Consider the following 14,065-nt stretch of genomic DNA (forward strand, 5'->3'; position numbering starts at 1 on the left):
ACGTCGGTCGCGGAAGGAGCCGTCATGAACCCGTTCGAGAGCATGTCGTGCTCGGTCGCCGCGACGGACCTGTCCCTGCTCGGCACCGCGGCGCACGTCACCGGCTGGCTGTGCGTCGAGCATCCCGGCGCCTGGGGCCACGACGTGATCGGCGACGAGGTGCTCGGCCCGGAGATCACCGCCGAACTGGCCGCGCGCACCACCGCGGCGAAGGTCCGGCCCACCCTCATCCGCCGCCCCGGCCGCAACGAGTTCACCGGCACCCGCACCGTGCTGCTGGTCAGCTCGCGGCCCGAGGGCTCCTGGTGCGAGCGGTTCGAGATCACCGACCTGCGTCAGCTCTTCGACATCGACCTGCACCTGGTCGACGGGCCGCCGCCGGGAATCGGTGTGCGCGTGGACGATCCGCTGGTCCTGGTCTGCGCGCACGGCAAACGCGACCAGTGCTGCGCCCGGCTCGGCCGCCCGATCGCCGCCACCATGGCCGCCGCCCATCCCGGCCGCGTCTGGGAGGCCTCGCACACCGGCGGTCACCGCTTCGCGCCCGCCGTCGTCCTGCTCCCGTCCGGCCTCACCTACGGCCGGGTCGACACCGCCGCCGCCGAGGCCGCGCTCGCCGCCGCCGACACCGGCGTCGTCTCCCTCGCCGGACTGCGCGGCCGCAGCTGCTACGACCCGATCGGTCAGCTCGCCGAAGTCGCCGTCCGCGAACAGTTCCCGGCACTGCCCGCCGACGCGCTCGTCGTCGAGCCCGAGCCGAGCCACACCGACGACCCCACCCTCGCGGGCGCCGCTATCGTCACCCACCGCGACGGCCGCCGCTGGCGGGTCACCGCCCGGACGGTTCCCGCCCCGCCCCGGCAGGCCAGCTGCGGCGGCGCGCCGAAACCGGCCACCTACCTGGAAACCGTGGCGGTGGAAGAACTGTCAGTGCAGGCGCACCGGTAGCTCGGTCAGCCCGCGGATGAGCGTGCTCGTCTGATAGCGCGGATCGTGCGCGCCGGGGGCCAGGGTCAGCCCGGGGAAGCGGGCCAGCAGCGTGGTGAAGGCGATCTCGGCCTCCAGGCGGGCCAGCGGCGCGCCGACGCAGAAATGGATGCCGTGGCCGAAGGCCAGGTGGCCGCCCGCCGCGCCGTCGACCCGCAATTCGTCAGGATCGGGGAAACGCAGCGGGTCCCGATTGGCACCGACGAGCGCGACGTGGACGAACTCCCCCGCGGGAATCTCGATGTCGCCCACCGTGATCGGCTCGGCCGTCACCCGCTCGGTCGACATGTTCACCGGGCCGTCGAACCGCAGGAACTCCTCGATCGCCGCGGGCACACCGGCCGGATCGCCGAGCAGCGCCCGCCACTGCGTGGGCGCCCGCAGCAGCGCGAGGGTGCCGTTGCCGATCAGGTTGACCGTGGTCTCGTGCCCGGCGACGAGCAGCAGGAACGCCATCGCCACCAGTTCCTGATCGGTGAGCCGGTCGCCGTCGTCGTCGGCCAGGACCAGCCGGGAGAGCAGGTCGTCGGCGGGCCGCTCCTGCTTGGCGCGCACCAGTTCCGAGAGGTAGGTGTGCATCGCGATCGCGGCGGTGGCGCCGTCCTGGGTGAGCCGGTGCACGCCGACGAGCAGCCGGGTCCAGGCCTGGAAGCGGTCGCGGTCGGCGAACGGCACCCCGAGCAGCTCGCAGATCACCGCCACCGGCAGCGGATTGGCGAAGGCGGCCATCAGGTCCACCTCGTGCGCGTCGGCGAACCCGTCGAGCAGCGCGTCGGTGATCTCCTGGACGCGCGGTCGCAGCACCGCCACCTGCCGGGTGGTGAAGGCCTTGTTCACCAGCTTGCGCAGCCGGGTGTGGCCGGGCTCGTCGGTGTTGAGCATGTGATCCGAGAGCACCAGCGCCCGGCTGTCGACCAGCGTGCCCGTCCGGCTCGCCATGGTCGCGGCGAGTTCCGCGATGCCCTTGTGCAGCCGTGAGTCCGCCAGCAGCCCCCGCCCGATCGCGTAGTCGACCACCACCCAGCGCACGATGTTGTCCGGGAACCGGACCCGATGCGCGATTCCCCGCTCGCGCCAGCGTCGATAGTAGGAATGCGGATCGTCGTAGAAATCGCTGCCGATGGTCTCGACCGTCGTAGGGCCCGAGTGATTCGCCGCCATGATCCCAGGCTACGCCGCCCGCGCCGCCGCGAAACCGAACGCATGATCGAATCCTATTGATACACAGTACTTTTGGCGCGACTCACCAGTGTGTACCGGGTACCCACCGCGCGGCGCGTCGGAGGGCGCTGCCGGTGGCCTTGCGCGCGGGCGACTTCGGTTTCGGCGCGGGATCCGGCGCCGTCGGCTCGTCGGCCGGTGCGGCGGACTCGACCGATTCGCCCTTGGCGGCGGGTGAGTCGGGCAGCGCGCGGTAGTAGCGGTGCAGGATGCGGTCGCGGAGCCTGGGGGTGAGCAGGGCGCCGTATTCGGCGAAGGTGCCGAGCGGGACATCGATGCGCTTGGGGCGCTCGGTGAGCGCTCGCACGATCGTGGCGGCGGCCCACTCCGGTGATTCGGAGGGGCCCTGGTCGCCGCTCGGGGTGATCATCGGGGTGCGCACCAGCGGCATGTGGATGGTGGTGAAAGTGACGCCGTCGGCGAGGGTTTCGACGGCGGCGACCTCGGTGAACTTGTCCAGCGCGGCCTTGCTGGCGAGGTAGGCGGAGAAGCGCGGGGTGGCGACCTGCACGCCGGCGCTGGAGATGTTGACGATGTGGCCGAAGCCGCGTTCGCGCATCTGGGGCAGCAGGGCCAGGGTCATCCGCAGCGCGCCGAAGTAGTTGACCGCCATGGTGCGTTCGAAGTCGTGCATGCGGTCGGTGGAGCGGTGGATGGCGCGCCGGATGGAGCGGCCCGCGTTGTTCACCAGCATGTCGACGTGGCCGTGCTGGTCGAGGATCGCCGCGACGGTCGACTCGACGGACTCGGCGTCGGTGACATCGCACTGATAGCCGTGGGCCCGGCCGCCCGCGTCGACGATCTCGGCGACCACGGCGCCCAGTTCGTCACCGCGGCGGGCGAGGAGGAAGACGACGGCGCCCTTGTCGGCGACCGCCAGCGCGGCGGCCCGCCCGATCCCGGACGACGCGCCCGTGATCACGACATGACTGCCGGCCAGATCGCGCCGCCGCCGACCGCGACGACCCTGCGCACCGGGAGAAACCTGTGACATCACTGCTCCTTTGCAGCTCGTTCCCTCGAACTTACTCCAAAGTAAGTTCCGGGACCAGGCCTGGCGAAAAACTCGAAAATATGTTCGAACGCCTCTCGCCAATGTTCGAACGTATGTGCGATACTTGGCCGCATGGCGGACGATCGGATGGCGGATATCTATGCCGCGGTGCGGCTCGGCGGTGGCGACCCGGATGCGGCGCGCGCGGCGCTGACCAGGCTCTGGGACGAGGTAGGGGAAGGCGGCGACCCGTTGCATCGCTGCGTGATCGCGCATCACCTGGCGGATGTGCAGGAGTTGCCGGAGGGTGCGCTGCTCTGGGATCAGCGGGCGCTGGCCGCGGTGTTCGGGCCGGGCATCCCGCTGGACGAGGGGCTGCGCGGGTTCCTGCCCTCGCTGTATCTGAACCTGGCCGACAGTCACCGCCGCGTCGGCGATTTCGACATGGCGCGGATGCAGCTGGCCATCGCGCGCGGGCACCTGGACGTGCTCGCCAACGATGCCTACGGCGCGGTGATCCGGTCGGGTCTCGGTCATGTGGAGGCCGCGCTGGAGTCCAGGTCGATGGAGCGTTTGCCCGCGAGTTGAGGGGTCGGGCAACCGCGATCGACAGGGGAGGTGACGCGGGGGCCGGGAGAGGAGTGGGCTGGTGGGCTGGAGCAACGGACCGCCGACCTGGTCGGAACTGGAGCGGGTGCTCTCGGGCAAGCCGTCTCGCCGTCCCGCCGAGGAGATGCATCCCGGCGACGGCGGTGACAGCCCGGCCTGGTCGCGCAAACGCGGTGCGTACGAAGCGCATTCGGTCGACCGGCCCGCCACGCCGACGGTGCCCTTCGCCGAGCTGCACGCCCACTCCGCCTACAGCTTCCTCGACGGCGCGAGTCAGCCGGAGGAACTGGTGGAGGAGGCGGTGCGGTTGGGGCTGGAGGCCCTCGCGCTCACCGACCACAACGGGTTCTACGGGACGGTCCGGTTCGCCGAGGCGGCCAGAGAATGGGGAATGCCAACGGTTTTCGGTGCCGAACTGTCACTGGGAACCGATGCGGAGGCGGCGCCTGGCCGAGGGGATGCGGTCAGGCGCCGTTCTGTTCCCCGGGGCGGTCTACGGCCGATCGGCGACCCGGAGGGCGCGGCGGGCGGACACGAGAACGCCCCGGACACACTGCCGCGCACGGGAACTCCCGACCCGCACGGGCCGCATCTGCTGGTGCTGGCGCGCGGGCAGGAGGGCTATCGCACGCTGTCGCGACAGATGTCGGCGGCGCACATGGCGGCGGGGGAGAAGGGTGTCCTGCGCTACGACCTCGACACGCTCACCGCGGCCGCGGCCGGGCACTGGCACATCCTGACCGGGTGCCGGAAGGGGCAGCTGCGCCTGGCCGTGGCACAGGACCTCCACGCGGGCGATACCGCGCTCCCGAAAGCCGAAGCGGCCCTGCGGGAGCTGATCGAGCGCTTCGGCGCCGACCGGGTGAGCGTCGAGCTCACCCACCACGGCATCGCCACCGACGACGAGCGCAACGACTACCTGGTCGCGCTCGCCGATCGCGTCGGGCTGCCGGTCCTGGCGTCCACCGGCGCGCATTTCGCCGCGCCCGCCCAGCGCCGCCGGGCCATGGCGCTGGCCGCGATCCGGGCCAGGAGCAGTCTCGACGCGATGGCGGGCTGGCTCCCGTCCACCGGCGGCGCGCATCTGCGGTCCGGCGCGGAGATGGCCGCGCTGTTCGCCGAGCATCCGCACGCGGTGACCAACGCGGTGGAACTGGCCCGCGAGTGCGCCTTCGACCTGCGCCTGATCGCCCCGAAGCTGCCGCCGTTCGACGTCCCCGCCGGGCACGACGAAGACTCCTGGCTGCGCGAGCTGAGCTATCGCGGCGCGGCGGAGCGCTACGGTCCACCGGAGCGGAATCCGAAGGCGTACGCGCAGATCGAGCACGAGCTCGCGGTGATCCAGAAGATGACCTTCCCCGGGTACTTCCTGGTGGTGCACGACATCGTCGCCTTCTGCAAGAAGAACGACATCCTGTGCCAGGGCCGGGGCTCGGCCGCCAACTCCGCGGTCTGCTACGCCATCGGCATCACCAATGTCGATCCGGTGCGCAACAACCTGCTGTTCGAGCGGTTCCTGTCCACCGAGCGCGACGGGCCGCCCGACATCGACGTCGACATCGAATCCGATCGGCGCGAGGAGGCCATCCAGCACGTCTACGCCAAGTACGGCCGCGACTACGCCGCCCAGGTGGCGAACGTCATCACCTATCGCGGCAAGTCCTCGGTGCGCGATGCCGCACGGGCGCTCGGGTTCTCGCCGGGGCAGCAGGACGCCTGGAGCAAGCAGGTGAGCCGCTGGTCGGGGGTGTCGGCGGAGCAGGGCACCGATATCCCGGCGCCGGTACTCGAACTCGCGGGCGAACTCGACGGCCTGCCACGGCATCTGGGCATCCACTCCGGCGGCATGGTGATCTGCGATCGGCCGATCGCCGACGTCTGCCCGGTGGAGTGGGCGCGGATGGCGGGGCGCAGCGTGCTGCAGTGGGACAAGGACGATTGCGCCGCCGTCGGCCTGGTGAAGTTCGACCTGCTCGGTCTCGGCATGCTCTCGGCGCTGCACTACATGATCGACCTGGTGCGCGAGCACAAGGGCGAGACGGTCGAACTGCACGCGCTCGATCTCGCCGAACCCGCCGTCTACGAGATGTTGCAGCGCGCCGATTCGATCGGGGTGTTCCAGGTGGAGTCGCGCGCGCAGATGGCGACGCTGCCCCGGCTGAAGCCGCGCACCTTCTACGACCTGGTGGTGGAGGTGGCGCTGATCCGGCCCGGCCCCATCCAGGGCGGGTCGGTGCACCCGTACATCCGCAGGCGGAACGGGCTGGAGGAGCCCCGCTGCGATCATCCGGCGCTGGAGAATTCGCTCGCCCGCACGCTCGGGGTGCCGCTGTTCCAGGAACAGCTGATGCAGATGGCCATCGACGTGGCCGGTTTCACCCCCGCCGAAGCCGATCAGCTGCGCCGCGCCATGGGCTCCAAGCGCTCGCCGGAGAAGATGGAACGGCTCAAGGACCGCCTCTACCAGGGCATGCGCGACCTGCACGGCATCACCGGCGCGGTCGCCGACCGGATCTACGAGAAGCTCTACGCCTTCGCCAATTTCGGCTTCCCGGAGAGCCATTCGCAGAGCTTCGCCTCGATCGTGTTCTATTCGTCCTGGTTCAAGCTGCACCACCCGGCGGCGTTCTGCGCCGGACTGCTGCGCGCCCAGCCGATGGGCTTCTACTCCCCGCAGTCACTGGTCGCCGACGCCCGGCGCCACGGTGTGCGCGTGCACGGGCCCGACATCAACGCCAGCCTGGCCGAGGCCACCCTGGAGAACGCGGGCACCGAGATCCGGCTCGGGCTGGCCGGGGTCCGGCACATCGGCGCCGATCTCGCCGATCGCATCGTCGCCGAACGTGGCGCGTCGGGTCCGTACACGTCGATGCTCGATCTGACCGGTCGTGTGGAACTGACTGTCGCGCAGGCGGAATCGCTCGCCACCGCGGGTGCGCTGGACACTCTGGTCGACGCGCGGTCCCGGCGTAGCGCCGAGGGTGCCACCCGACCGGAGGAGCCACCGGTCACCGACCGCGGTAGCAGCGTGCGCCGGGCCGCGCTGTGGGCCGCCGGGGCCGCGGCGGGGGAGCGTCCACACCTGCTGCCCGGCACCGGCCCGGCGACCGTCGCCCCGGCGCTGCCCGGCATGAGCGCACTCGAGCTCGCCGCCGCCGACGTGTGGGCCAGCGGCATCTCACCCGGCAGCTATCCCACCGAATTCCTGCGCGCGCACCTGAACTCGCTCGGCGTCGTCCCGGCGTGCGACCTGCTGCTGGTCGAGGACGGCACCCGCATCCTGGTCGCGGGCGCGGTCACCCATCGTCAGCGTCCCGCCACCGCGGCGGGCGTCACCTTCCTCAATCTGGAAGACGAGACCGGCATGGTCAATGTCGTCTGCTCGGTCGGCCTCTGGGCCCGCTACCGCCGCCTGGCCCAGAACGCCACCGCCCTGCTGATCCGTGGCCGCGTCCAGAACGCCGAGGGCGCGGCCAGTGTCCTCGCCGACCACCTCGAACACCTCGACCTCACGATCGCCGCCCGCTCCCGCGACTTCCGTTGATCAGCAGCCGAATCGATGCCGGACATCCGGGAGTCGCTGCGGTATCAAGGAAGTGAGGCCATCGAGCGTGGGGGCCACATGTCGAACTCCGAACCGAACAGCCTGTCGGTGACGTACCGGCAGGGCTACCGCTGGGCCGTGGCGGAGCTGCTCGCCTCGCTGCCGTCGCTGGTGCTCAGCGGCTGGCTGCTGGTGGGAACCGCCGCGCTGCTGGCGAACTGGGTCGCGGTGCTGGTCCTTGGACTGTGGCTGGGGTCGGGTCCGCTGGTGCTGTGGTGGCGCCGGCTCGTGCTGGCGGCGATGGCGCAGTGGTCGGCGCAGCACCTGCCGGACGAACACGACCGGGTGCGTCGCGCGTGGGTGAACGTCACCGCCACCGCGGGTCTGCCCGTCGACACCGCCAGGGTGTGGGTGATGAATTCCGGTGCGGTGAACGGCGCCCTGCACTCCGGCGGGCAGTTGTCCGTCACCCGGCAGGCCGTCGACACGTTCACCCAGCACCAGCTCGAAGCGCTGCTCGCCCACGAACTCGGGCACCGGCTCCAGGGCACCGCGACCTGGCGATACGTGATCTGGTGGTACCGAAGGCCGTTCGAATGGCTGGTCCGTGCCCTCTTCGCGCCCGCCGACCTGCTCATGGGACGGGCGCTCCCGCGCCTGACGGTCACCTCGGACCGGGTGATCGCGTCCCTGCGCTGGTCGTACCTGGGCCTGGTCACCGCGACCACACTCCTCGCCGCCCCCGCCGTGCTGGCCTACGGCTGCGCGGCCTGCCTGGTCTTCGTGGCCTTCGCCCTGCTCCTCGGCCCCTGGACCGCCGCCATCGCCCTGAGCGTCGCCGCCCTCCAGTTGCTGATCCGCCCCCAGCTGTGGCAGCGCGGCGAATACCTCGCCGACCGCGTCGTCGCCGACCTCGGCTATCTCGCCGAGTTCCGCGTCGTCCTGCACACCCTGCACCACCACCCGAACAACCCCACCCGCTCCGGCGAGGTCCCCACCCTCCTCTCCACCCACCCCCACCTCGACGCCCGCCTCGCCGAACTCGACCGCTACACCACCCGCCCCCGCTGACCTAGAGATCCGCGGGTGCGCCCGCACGGGCGGTCGGCGGATTACGCTGCGATCATGCGCAAGCTTGCCGTGGTGATGATCGGGGTGCTCGGGCTGCTGTTCCTGGCCGGGTGTGGGGACGACGGGAGCGGGAGTCCGGCTGATCAGGCGTCCTCGCCGACGGTTTCGGGGCCCGCCGCGGCGGTGGCGCCCGGGTTTCGGGAGGGGGCGCCGGCGAAAGAGAGTCCGGCGCCGCCGGATTCGGACCGGAAAGAGGTGATCACCGGGTCGGTCGACGTGACCTCGGGTGATCCGATCGGGGCGGCAGCGGAGGTCACCGAGCAGGTGCGGGTGCTCGGCGGGCGGATCGACAGCCGCACCGAACAGCCGGGGACCGACGACCGCACGCCGCGCGCCGTGCTCAGTGTGCGGGTGCCCGCGGACAAGACCGACGCCTTCATCACCGGACTCGACGGGGTCGGCACCGTCACCAGGGTGAGCACCAACCGCGACGACGTCACCATGCAGTGGCAGGACCTCGACGCCCGCATCAGCGCCCTGCGCGCCTCCGTCGACCGGTTGCGCGCGCTCATGGCGGGCGCGACCAACACCGCCGACCTGATCGCCGCCGAGGAGGCGCTGGCGAGCAGGCAGGGTGAACTCGACAGCCTCACCGCGCAGAAGCGCTCCCTCGACGACCAGGTCGCGCTGTCCACGCTCACCATCACCTTCACCGCCGACGACAAGGACGCCCCCGGCGACCCGGACAACTTCTGGGACGGCATCGTCGCCGGCTGGAACTCGCTGATCGACTGGCTCCAGGACGCGATCGTCTTCCTGGGCAAGGCCCTGCCGTGGCTCGGCTTCCTCGCCGTCCTCGGCGGCGCGATCTGGCTGGTGCTGCGGACCGCCCTGCGCCGTCGCCGCCCCGTCGCGAAGGCCACCGCGGCCGCGCCCGCCGCCGGACCGAAGGAGGAACCGACCGATGCCGACCGTCCGGGCGACGATCAAGCCGAACAGCCGTAAAGGCCCGCTGGTCGAAGTCGCCGACGACGGCACCCTCACCCTCTACGTCCGAGCCCCGGCCGTCGAGGGCAAGGCCAACAGGGCCGCCATCGAACTCCTCGCCGACCACTTCGGCGTCGCCAAGTCGGCGGTGCGGTTGACCGGCGGCGCCACCTCCCGCTTCAAACGCTTCGACGTCGACGGCTGACGCTCAGTCGATCACTTCGACCCGGCACGGCAACCCCGGCGCCTTGCTCAGCCGCGCGTCGCTGGTGAGCAGCGGCACATCGAGCCGTGCCGCCAGCGCGGCATAGAGTCCGTCGTAGAACGTGATCGTGTGGCGGAGCAGCCAGGCCTGCTCGCTGAGCCAGCCCTGGTGGGCATACCGCCGATCGACCATCGTCGCCAGCATGCGCAGGCCGATCGTCGCGGTATCGGGGTCGATCAGGCCCTTGCGCTCATGGCGGCGCAGCACATTGCCGACCTCCGCGTCGATGAGATGCGGCGCGTGACAGGTGCTGGTCTCGATCAACCGCCCGACGGCGATCCCGACGGCGTCCTTGCGCAGCAGCGCTGTCGAGGCGGCCGACGCGTCGAGCACATACTCGTCACTCGCCACGGGCGTCGTCCAAAGCGCTCAGGATCGACTCCCGGTCGGCGCCCGCGCTCGAATCGCGCTCCAGCGCTTCGCGAATGGCCGCCATCGCCTCGGTCTTCGAACGGCGACGGGCGGCGGCGATCAACTCTCGTCGCATGTACGCCTGCAACGACATGCCCTCGGCTTCGGCGCGTCGGCGGAACACCTCGGCGACCTCGTCGGGAATGTCCCTGACCTGGATGGTAGCCATAGCGCTATTTTAGCGCTGAAACAGCGCCAGATCGACCTTTGACTACTCGCCGTCGGGAGTGATCAGCGGCACCCGCGGAAAGTAGGTGCGGAATCGGGTGGCGTCTCGCGTGAGCAGCCGGTAGCCCGAATACGCCGCATGCGCTCCGATGTAGAAATCCGGGAGTGGGCTGCGCTTCTCCCCGCCTCGCCGCCGGTAGGCGACGAACGCCTTGCTGGCCACGAATCCGGCCTGGAACGGCAGCGGGATTCGCTCGAGATCGGTCTCCGGAAGGGCGTCATCGAGGTCCTCGATGGTGTCGAATCCGCCCGCCACCTCGGCGTAGATGATCGGATTGATGACGGTCGGTCCGGCATCTCGAGCTTCGGCCAGCGCGTCGTCCGATCAGTCCGCCCACTCGGGGTCATCGGTGAGCACATCGAGAAGGACGCACGAGTCCACCAGGGTGATGGGCTGCTCATCGGCCAGTCGCAGTGGACGACCGGCGCCGCGGTCGCTAGTCGCCACGGAAGAGCTCCATGAGTTCGTCCGTGCTCATGCCCGTTGTCGCCCGGCCGCGCATGTGTCCGGTCAGCCGCTTTCCGCGGCGCTGTGCGCCCTCGCTGCGCACGATCTGCAGTGCGTTGCCGACCTCGATCACCTCGACCTCATCGCCTTCTTCGAAAGCGAACTTCCGCCGGAGCTCGGCGGGAATCGTGACCTGTCCCTTGCTGTTCAAGCGCACCGCGCACCACCCTCGTCCTCGGGAACGACAGACTAGACACGTATTACATGCGATACGTGTCTATTGTGCGGGGCGGACGACGGCGGCAACAGTTCATACCGCGCCGGGGAAGTCGAGTTGGCGCCAGGCCTCGTAGACCGCGACGGCGGCGGCGTTGGACAGGTTCATCGAGCGGCGGCCGGGCAGCATCGGGATGCGGATCTGGTCGGTGATGTGGGGGTCGGCGAGGACCTCGGCGGGGAGGCCGGTGGGTTCGGTGCCGAACAGCAGGGCGTCGTTGTCGCGGTAGGCGACATCGGTGAAGCGGGTGGTGGCCTGGGTGGTGAAGGCGAACACCCGGCCGGGTTCGATGGTCGTCAGCGCTGTCGTCAGGTCGGGATGCACCGTCACCACCGCGAGGTCGTGATAGTCCAGCCCGGCCCGGCGCAGTTTGGCCTCCGAGAGGTCGAAGCCGAGCGGTTCGATCAGATGCAGCGCGCAACCGGTTCCCGCGGCCAGCCGGATCGCGTTGCCGGTGTTGGGGGGGATCACGGGGTTGTGAAAGATCAGGTGCAGCACAGCGCATCACTCTGTCATGCCGGGCGCGCGCGCTCGGCTCGCCCCACCGATCGGGCGCGGGGCGCCCGCCCGGCGAGCGCGTCTGGAACAATCGGGGCCGTGAACAAGGCGGAGACGACCGGGAAGCATCGGGTCGTGCGGTTGAGCGCGGGGGAGCAGTACCTGCGCAGTCACCTGCCGATGACCGTGGTGAGTGCGCTGATCTTGGTCGCGGTCGTGTTCGTCGCCTGGGATCGGTGGCGGCGCGGGGCGATCATCTTCGGCAGCGCGGCCCTGGTGGCCGCCGCCTTCCGGCTGTGCCTGCCGACGGTGCAGGTCGGCCTGCTCGCCGTCCGCAGCCGACCGTTCGACGTGGCCACCCTGACCGCTCTCGGCAGCGCCATCGTCTTCCTCGCCGCCACCATCAACACCCTCGGCGTCAGCTGAGATAGCGCTCGGTGAACACCGCGCGCTCCCGCGGCCTGCGGCCGGGGTGCGGCGGGGTGCCCGTGCCGTAGCCGACGGCGACCAGCACCGCGATCGCGGGCTCGGCGTCGGCGTCGATGCCGATCGCCTGCTTCACCAGCGCTTCGTCCCAGCCGTTCATCGGCGCGGAATCGAGCCCGAGCCCGGTCGCGGCGAGCATCACGTAGGTGGCGGCGATCATCGCGTTCTTCACGGCGTTCTCCCGCAGCAGACCGCGCTCGCGCATCGAGTGGTAGTCGGCGCGCGAGTCGAACTTCGCCAGGAACTGCTCGTTCCACGCCCCGTTCCGTGTCGCCTGCTCGGCGATGTCGGCATTGGTCCCGGTCCAGGCCCCCGGATCGGCGACGAACACCAGTACCGCGGGCGCCTCCAGCGGCTGCGGCTGACCGAACGCCGCCTCCGACAGCGCCGTGCGCCCCGCCTCGCTGGTGACGACGACGATCGAGCGGTCCTGCATGTTCCAGGCGCTCGGCGCCTGCACCGCCAGGTCGAGCAGTTCGTCGAGCAGCGCGGGGTCGAGCGGATCGGGCCGGTAGTGGCGGACAGTCCGGCGGGTGTGGATGGCTTCGGTGACCGAAAGTGTCTGTGTGCTCATGATTCCTACTATCGGAGAGTCACTCTCCTTTGGGAAGTAGGCACCTTTTTGTGCGTTAGACTCGGCGAGGTGCGCACGATTCACGAGGCCACCGGCCTGCCCGCCGACGTCTACTCGGCCAAATGCCCGACCCGCGAGGTCCTCGACCACATCGCGGGCAAGTGGACGGTGCTGATCGTCGACGCCCTCGCCGACGGCACCCTGCGCTACACCGACCTGCGCAGGCGCATCGACGGCATCTCGCAGAAGATGCTCACCCAGACCCTGCGTCAGCTCGAGCACGACGGATTCGTCGCGCGCACGGTGTATCCCACGGTGCCGCCGCGGGTCGAGTACACCCTCACCGAACTCGGGCACAGCCTGCGGGAGCCGATCGCGGCGCTGCGGGAGTGGGTCGAGACGAATATCAACCGGATCGAGCGGGCCCGGTGCGCGACGTCTGGCTGAGGCGCCGGGCCTGTCGCTCAGGCGGACTCGGTGACCCGGTGTTCCCACAGGCTGCGGGTGCCGGTGCTGCTGTAGCGCTCGCGGGCGTCGGCCGGGCTGATCGTCGCCGGGGTGCGCGGCGTGCCTGCGGCGGTGTGGGCCGCCAGGATCTGCCCGGTCATCTTCGCGACGAACGGGCTGGCCAGGATCAGCCCGCGATTGCCACGGAGCGCGGTGGCCCACACGAGCGCTTTCCAGGGCAGCCGGGCCGACGCGTCGACGATGCCGGGCAGGTCGAACCGGCCGAGCTTGCGCATCCAGGCGGGCAGCGTGGCGATCGTCGCCAGTGACAGCACCCGGCCGCCGACCGCGAACGTCATGCCCTTGTCCACCGACGGCCACAGCAGGAAGTGCATGGCCCGCACTGCCCGTTCGCTGACGCACAGCTGCGGCCGGACCCGCGCGAAGTAGGCGCGCACCTCGTCGCGATTGCGCGGCACATCCTCGGGTTTGCAGGTCTGGAGTTCGGCGGCGATCACGCACTCGGCCCAGTACCGGTCCTCCTCGGCGGGGCTCAGCGGGCCGGGGCCGAACATCTCGTAGGCCTTGAGGACCGAATGCCAGCCGGTGACGTGGATCCACAGCTGCGAGTCGGGATTGTTGGCGCTGTAGCGCTTGCCGCTGATCGGTTCGATGCCCGTCATCGGCGCGTGCACCTTCATCAGGTGCTCGGCGGCCTGGATGGCGGTGCGGCCGTCGCCGAGCGCGACCAGCAGGAAGTAGGACAACGTGTGGTCCAGGCGGGTGGCGGGATTGTCGTAGATCCCGTGCGAATCGGCCACCGCGGCGGTGAGGAACGGATCGAAGTGCTCGAGCGTCACCGCGCGCTGGAAGCCGATCAGCGCGGTCGGCGCCGCCCACACCTTCCAGGTGGGGGAATCCGGCCCGAAGAAGCCGTAGTCGTCGCGCCGCAGAGTCGACGGATCGAATGCCATTGCACCTGCTCCTTTGCAGTTGCCGAGGACGTCCCTCGCGCATG

At 70.4% G+C, this 14,065-nt stretch carries 18 protein-coding genes; 8 read left to right on the forward strand and 10 right to left on the reverse strand.

What is annotated here, in order from left to right; translation table 11 throughout:
* Window positions 1–24 precede the first annotated feature (24 nt).
* On the forward strand, window positions 25–948 hold the full coding sequence (locus ACFVW6_RS23500; RefSeq protein WP_378829794.1) for a sucrase ferredoxin: 924 nt from the start codon (window positions 25–27) through the stop codon (window positions 946–948).
* On the opposite strand, the gene ACFVW6_RS23505 is transcribed toward ACFVW6_RS23500, so the two are convergent.
* On the reverse strand, window positions 928–2,148 hold the full coding sequence (locus ACFVW6_RS23505; RefSeq protein WP_378829796.1) for a cytochrome P450: 1,221 nt from the start codon (window positions 2,146–2,148) through the stop codon (window positions 928–930). The two genes, ACFVW6_RS23500 and ACFVW6_RS23505, sit on opposite strands and share 21 nt — an antisense overlap.
* A gap of 82 nt (window positions 2,149–2,230) precedes the next feature.
* The gene (locus ACFVW6_RS23510) at window positions 2,231–3,202 is read right to left on the reverse strand and encodes an SDR family NAD(P)-dependent oxidoreductase (RefSeq protein ID WP_378829799.1); all 972 of its coding nucleotides are present in this window, start codon (window positions 3,200–3,202) and stop codon (window positions 2,231–2,233) included.
* Window positions 3,203–3,334: 132 nt separating this feature from the next.
* Here ACFVW6_RS23510 and ACFVW6_RS23515 point away from each other — a divergent pair, with 132 nt between their 5' ends.
* The 5 genes from ACFVW6_RS23515 to ACFVW6_RS23535 all read left to right on the forward strand — a co-directional run bounded on the left by ACFVW6_RS23515 (window position 3,335) and on the right by ACFVW6_RS23535 (window position 9,618).
* The gene (locus ACFVW6_RS23515) at window positions 3,335–3,790 is read left to right on the forward strand and encodes a hypothetical protein (protein WP_355271522.1); all 456 of its coding nucleotides are present in this window, start codon (window positions 3,335–3,337) and stop codon (window positions 3,788–3,790) included.
* 61 nt (window positions 3,791–3,851) lie between these two features.
* The gene (locus ACFVW6_RS23520) at window positions 3,852–7,355 is read left to right on the forward strand and encodes an error-prone DNA polymerase (protein ID WP_378829801.1); all 3,504 of its coding nucleotides are present in this window, start codon (window positions 3,852–3,854) and stop codon (window positions 7,353–7,355) included.
* A gap of 78 nt (window positions 7,356–7,433) precedes the next feature.
* A complete protein-coding gene (locus ACFVW6_RS23525; protein ID WP_378829803.1) occupies window positions 7,434–8,426 on the forward strand; it encodes a M48 family metalloprotease in 993 nt (330 codons plus the stop codon).
* 54 nt (window positions 8,427–8,480) lie between these two features.
* On the forward strand, window positions 8,481–9,431 hold the full coding sequence (locus tag ACFVW6_RS23530; RefSeq protein WP_378829805.1) for a DUF4349 domain-containing protein: 951 nt from the start codon (window positions 8,481–8,483) through the stop codon (window positions 9,429–9,431).
* Window positions 9,391–9,618, forward strand: a complete 228-nt coding sequence (locus ACFVW6_RS23535; protein WP_378829807.1) for a DUF167 domain-containing protein — start codon at window positions 9,391–9,393, stop codon at window positions 9,616–9,618. The genes ACFVW6_RS23530 and ACFVW6_RS23535 overlap by 41 nt, the downstream gene beginning before the upstream one ends.
* A 3-nt stretch (window positions 9,619–9,621) precedes the next feature.
* Here ACFVW6_RS23535 and ACFVW6_RS23540 read toward each other — a convergent pair whose 3' ends face one another.
* The 6 genes from ACFVW6_RS23540 to ACFVW6_RS23565 all read right to left on the reverse strand — a co-directional run bounded on the left by ACFVW6_RS23540 (window position 9,622) and on the right by ACFVW6_RS23565 (window position 11,540).
* Window positions 9,622–10,029, reverse strand: a complete 408-nt coding sequence (locus ACFVW6_RS23540; RefSeq protein WP_357346581.1) for a type II toxin-antitoxin system VapC family toxin — start codon at window positions 10,027–10,029, stop codon at window positions 9,622–9,624.
* Window positions 10,019–10,258, reverse strand: coding sequence for an antitoxin (locus ACFVW6_RS23545; RefSeq protein WP_365010866.1), 240 nt, complete (start codon window positions 10,256–10,258; stop codon window positions 10,019–10,021). Before ACFVW6_RS23545 ends, ACFVW6_RS23540 begins: the two co-directional genes overlap by 11 nt.
* A 42-nt stretch (window positions 10,259–10,300) precedes the next feature.
* Entirely contained in the window at window positions 10,301–10,573 is a 273-nt protein-coding gene (locus ACFVW6_RS23550; protein WP_378829811.1) for a type II toxin-antitoxin system VapC family toxin, read from the reverse strand.
* Between the two features lie 69 nt (window positions 10,574–10,642).
* On the reverse strand, window positions 10,643–10,765 hold the full coding sequence (locus tag ACFVW6_RS23555; protein ID WP_378829813.1) for a hypothetical protein: 123 nt from the start codon (window positions 10,763–10,765) through the stop codon (window positions 10,643–10,645).
* On the reverse strand, window positions 10,755–10,982 hold the full coding sequence (locus tag ACFVW6_RS23560; protein ID WP_378829815.1) for an AbrB/MazE/SpoVT family DNA-binding domain-containing protein: 228 nt from the start codon (window positions 10,980–10,982) through the stop codon (window positions 10,755–10,757). Before ACFVW6_RS23560 ends, ACFVW6_RS23555 begins: the two co-directional genes overlap by 11 nt.
* Before the next feature lie 93 nt (window positions 10,983–11,075).
* On the reverse strand, window positions 11,076–11,540 hold the full coding sequence (locus ACFVW6_RS23565; RefSeq protein WP_355271530.1) for a tRNA (cytidine(34)-2'-O)-methyltransferase: 465 nt from the start codon (window positions 11,538–11,540) through the stop codon (window positions 11,076–11,078).
* A 99-nt stretch (window positions 11,541–11,639) separates the two neighbouring features.
* Between ACFVW6_RS23565 and ACFVW6_RS23570 the strand changes: the two genes are divergently transcribed.
* On the forward strand, window positions 11,640–11,966 hold the full coding sequence (locus ACFVW6_RS23570) for a DUF3017 domain-containing protein (protein WP_019045205.1): 327 nt from the start codon (window positions 11,640–11,642) through the stop codon (window positions 11,964–11,966).
* Here ACFVW6_RS23570 and ACFVW6_RS23575 read toward each other — a convergent pair.
* On the reverse strand, window positions 11,959–12,600 hold the full coding sequence (locus ACFVW6_RS23575) for a nitroreductase family protein (protein ID WP_378829818.1): 642 nt from the start codon (window positions 12,598–12,600) through the stop codon (window positions 11,959–11,961). The two genes, ACFVW6_RS23570 and ACFVW6_RS23575, sit on opposite strands and share 8 nt — an antisense overlap.
* Before the next feature lie 69 nt (window positions 12,601–12,669).
* On the opposite strand from ACFVW6_RS23575, the gene ACFVW6_RS23580 reads away from it, so the two are divergent.
* Entirely contained in the window at window positions 12,670–13,047 is a 378-nt protein-coding gene (locus tag ACFVW6_RS23580) for a winged helix-turn-helix transcriptional regulator (protein WP_378829820.1), read from the forward strand.
* Window positions 13,048–13,064: 17 nt separating this feature from the next.
* Here the strand turns inward: ACFVW6_RS23580 and ACFVW6_RS23585 are convergent, their stop codons facing one another.
* Window positions 13,065–14,021: an oxygenase MpaB family protein gene (locus tag ACFVW6_RS23585; protein ID WP_378829822.1), complete on the reverse strand. Its 957-nt coding sequence runs from the start codon at window positions 14,019–14,021 to the stop codon at window positions 13,065–13,067.
* Window positions 14,022–14,065: the final 44 nt, after the last annotated feature.

Origin of the sequence: Nocardia sp. NPDC058244, assembly GCF_042882065.1 — a bacterium.
GTDB lineage: Bacteria > Actinomycetota > Actinomycetes > Mycobacteriales > Mycobacteriaceae > Nocardia.

Excerpts from the sequence above, each read along its gene's own strand:
- ACFVW6_RS23510 (WP_378829799.1), bottom strand. The coding sequence starts at position 3,202 with ATGTCACAGGTTTCTCCCGGTGCGCAGGGTCGTCGCGGTCGGCGGCGG.
- ACFVW6_RS23530 (WP_378829805.1), top strand. The coding sequence starts at position 8,481 with ATGCGCAAGCTTGCCGTGGTGATGATCGGGGTGCTCGGGCTGCTGTTC.
- ACFVW6_RS23515 (WP_355271522.1), top strand. The coding sequence starts at position 3,335 with ATGGCGGACGATCGGATGGCGGATATCTATGCCGCGGTGCGGCTCGGC.
- ACFVW6_RS23505 (WP_378829796.1), bottom strand. The coding sequence starts at position 2,148 with ATGGCGGCGAATCACTCGGGCCCTACGACGGTCGAGACCATCGGCAGC.
- ACFVW6_RS23525 (WP_378829803.1), top strand. The coding sequence starts at position 7,434 with ATGTCGAACTCCGAACCGAACAGCCTGTCGGTGACGTACCGGCAGGGC.
- ACFVW6_RS23545 (WP_365010866.1), bottom strand. The coding sequence starts at position 10,258 with ATGGCTACCATCCAGGTCAGGGACATTCCCGACGAGGTCGCCGAGGTG.
- ACFVW6_RS23585 (WP_378829822.1), bottom strand. The coding sequence starts at position 14,021 with ATGGCATTCGATCCGTCGACTCTGCGGCGCGACGACTACGGCTTCTTC.
- ACFVW6_RS23575 (WP_378829818.1), bottom strand. The coding sequence starts at position 12,600 with ATGAGCACACAGACACTTTCGGTCACCGAAGCCATCCACACCCGCCGG.
- ACFVW6_RS23535 (WP_378829807.1), top strand. The coding sequence starts at position 9,391 with ATGCCGACCGTCCGGGCGACGATCAAGCCGAACAGCCGTAAAGGCCCG.
- ACFVW6_RS23500 (WP_378829794.1), top strand. The coding sequence starts at position 25 with ATGAACCCGTTCGAGAGCATGTCGTGCTCGGTCGCCGCGACGGACCTG.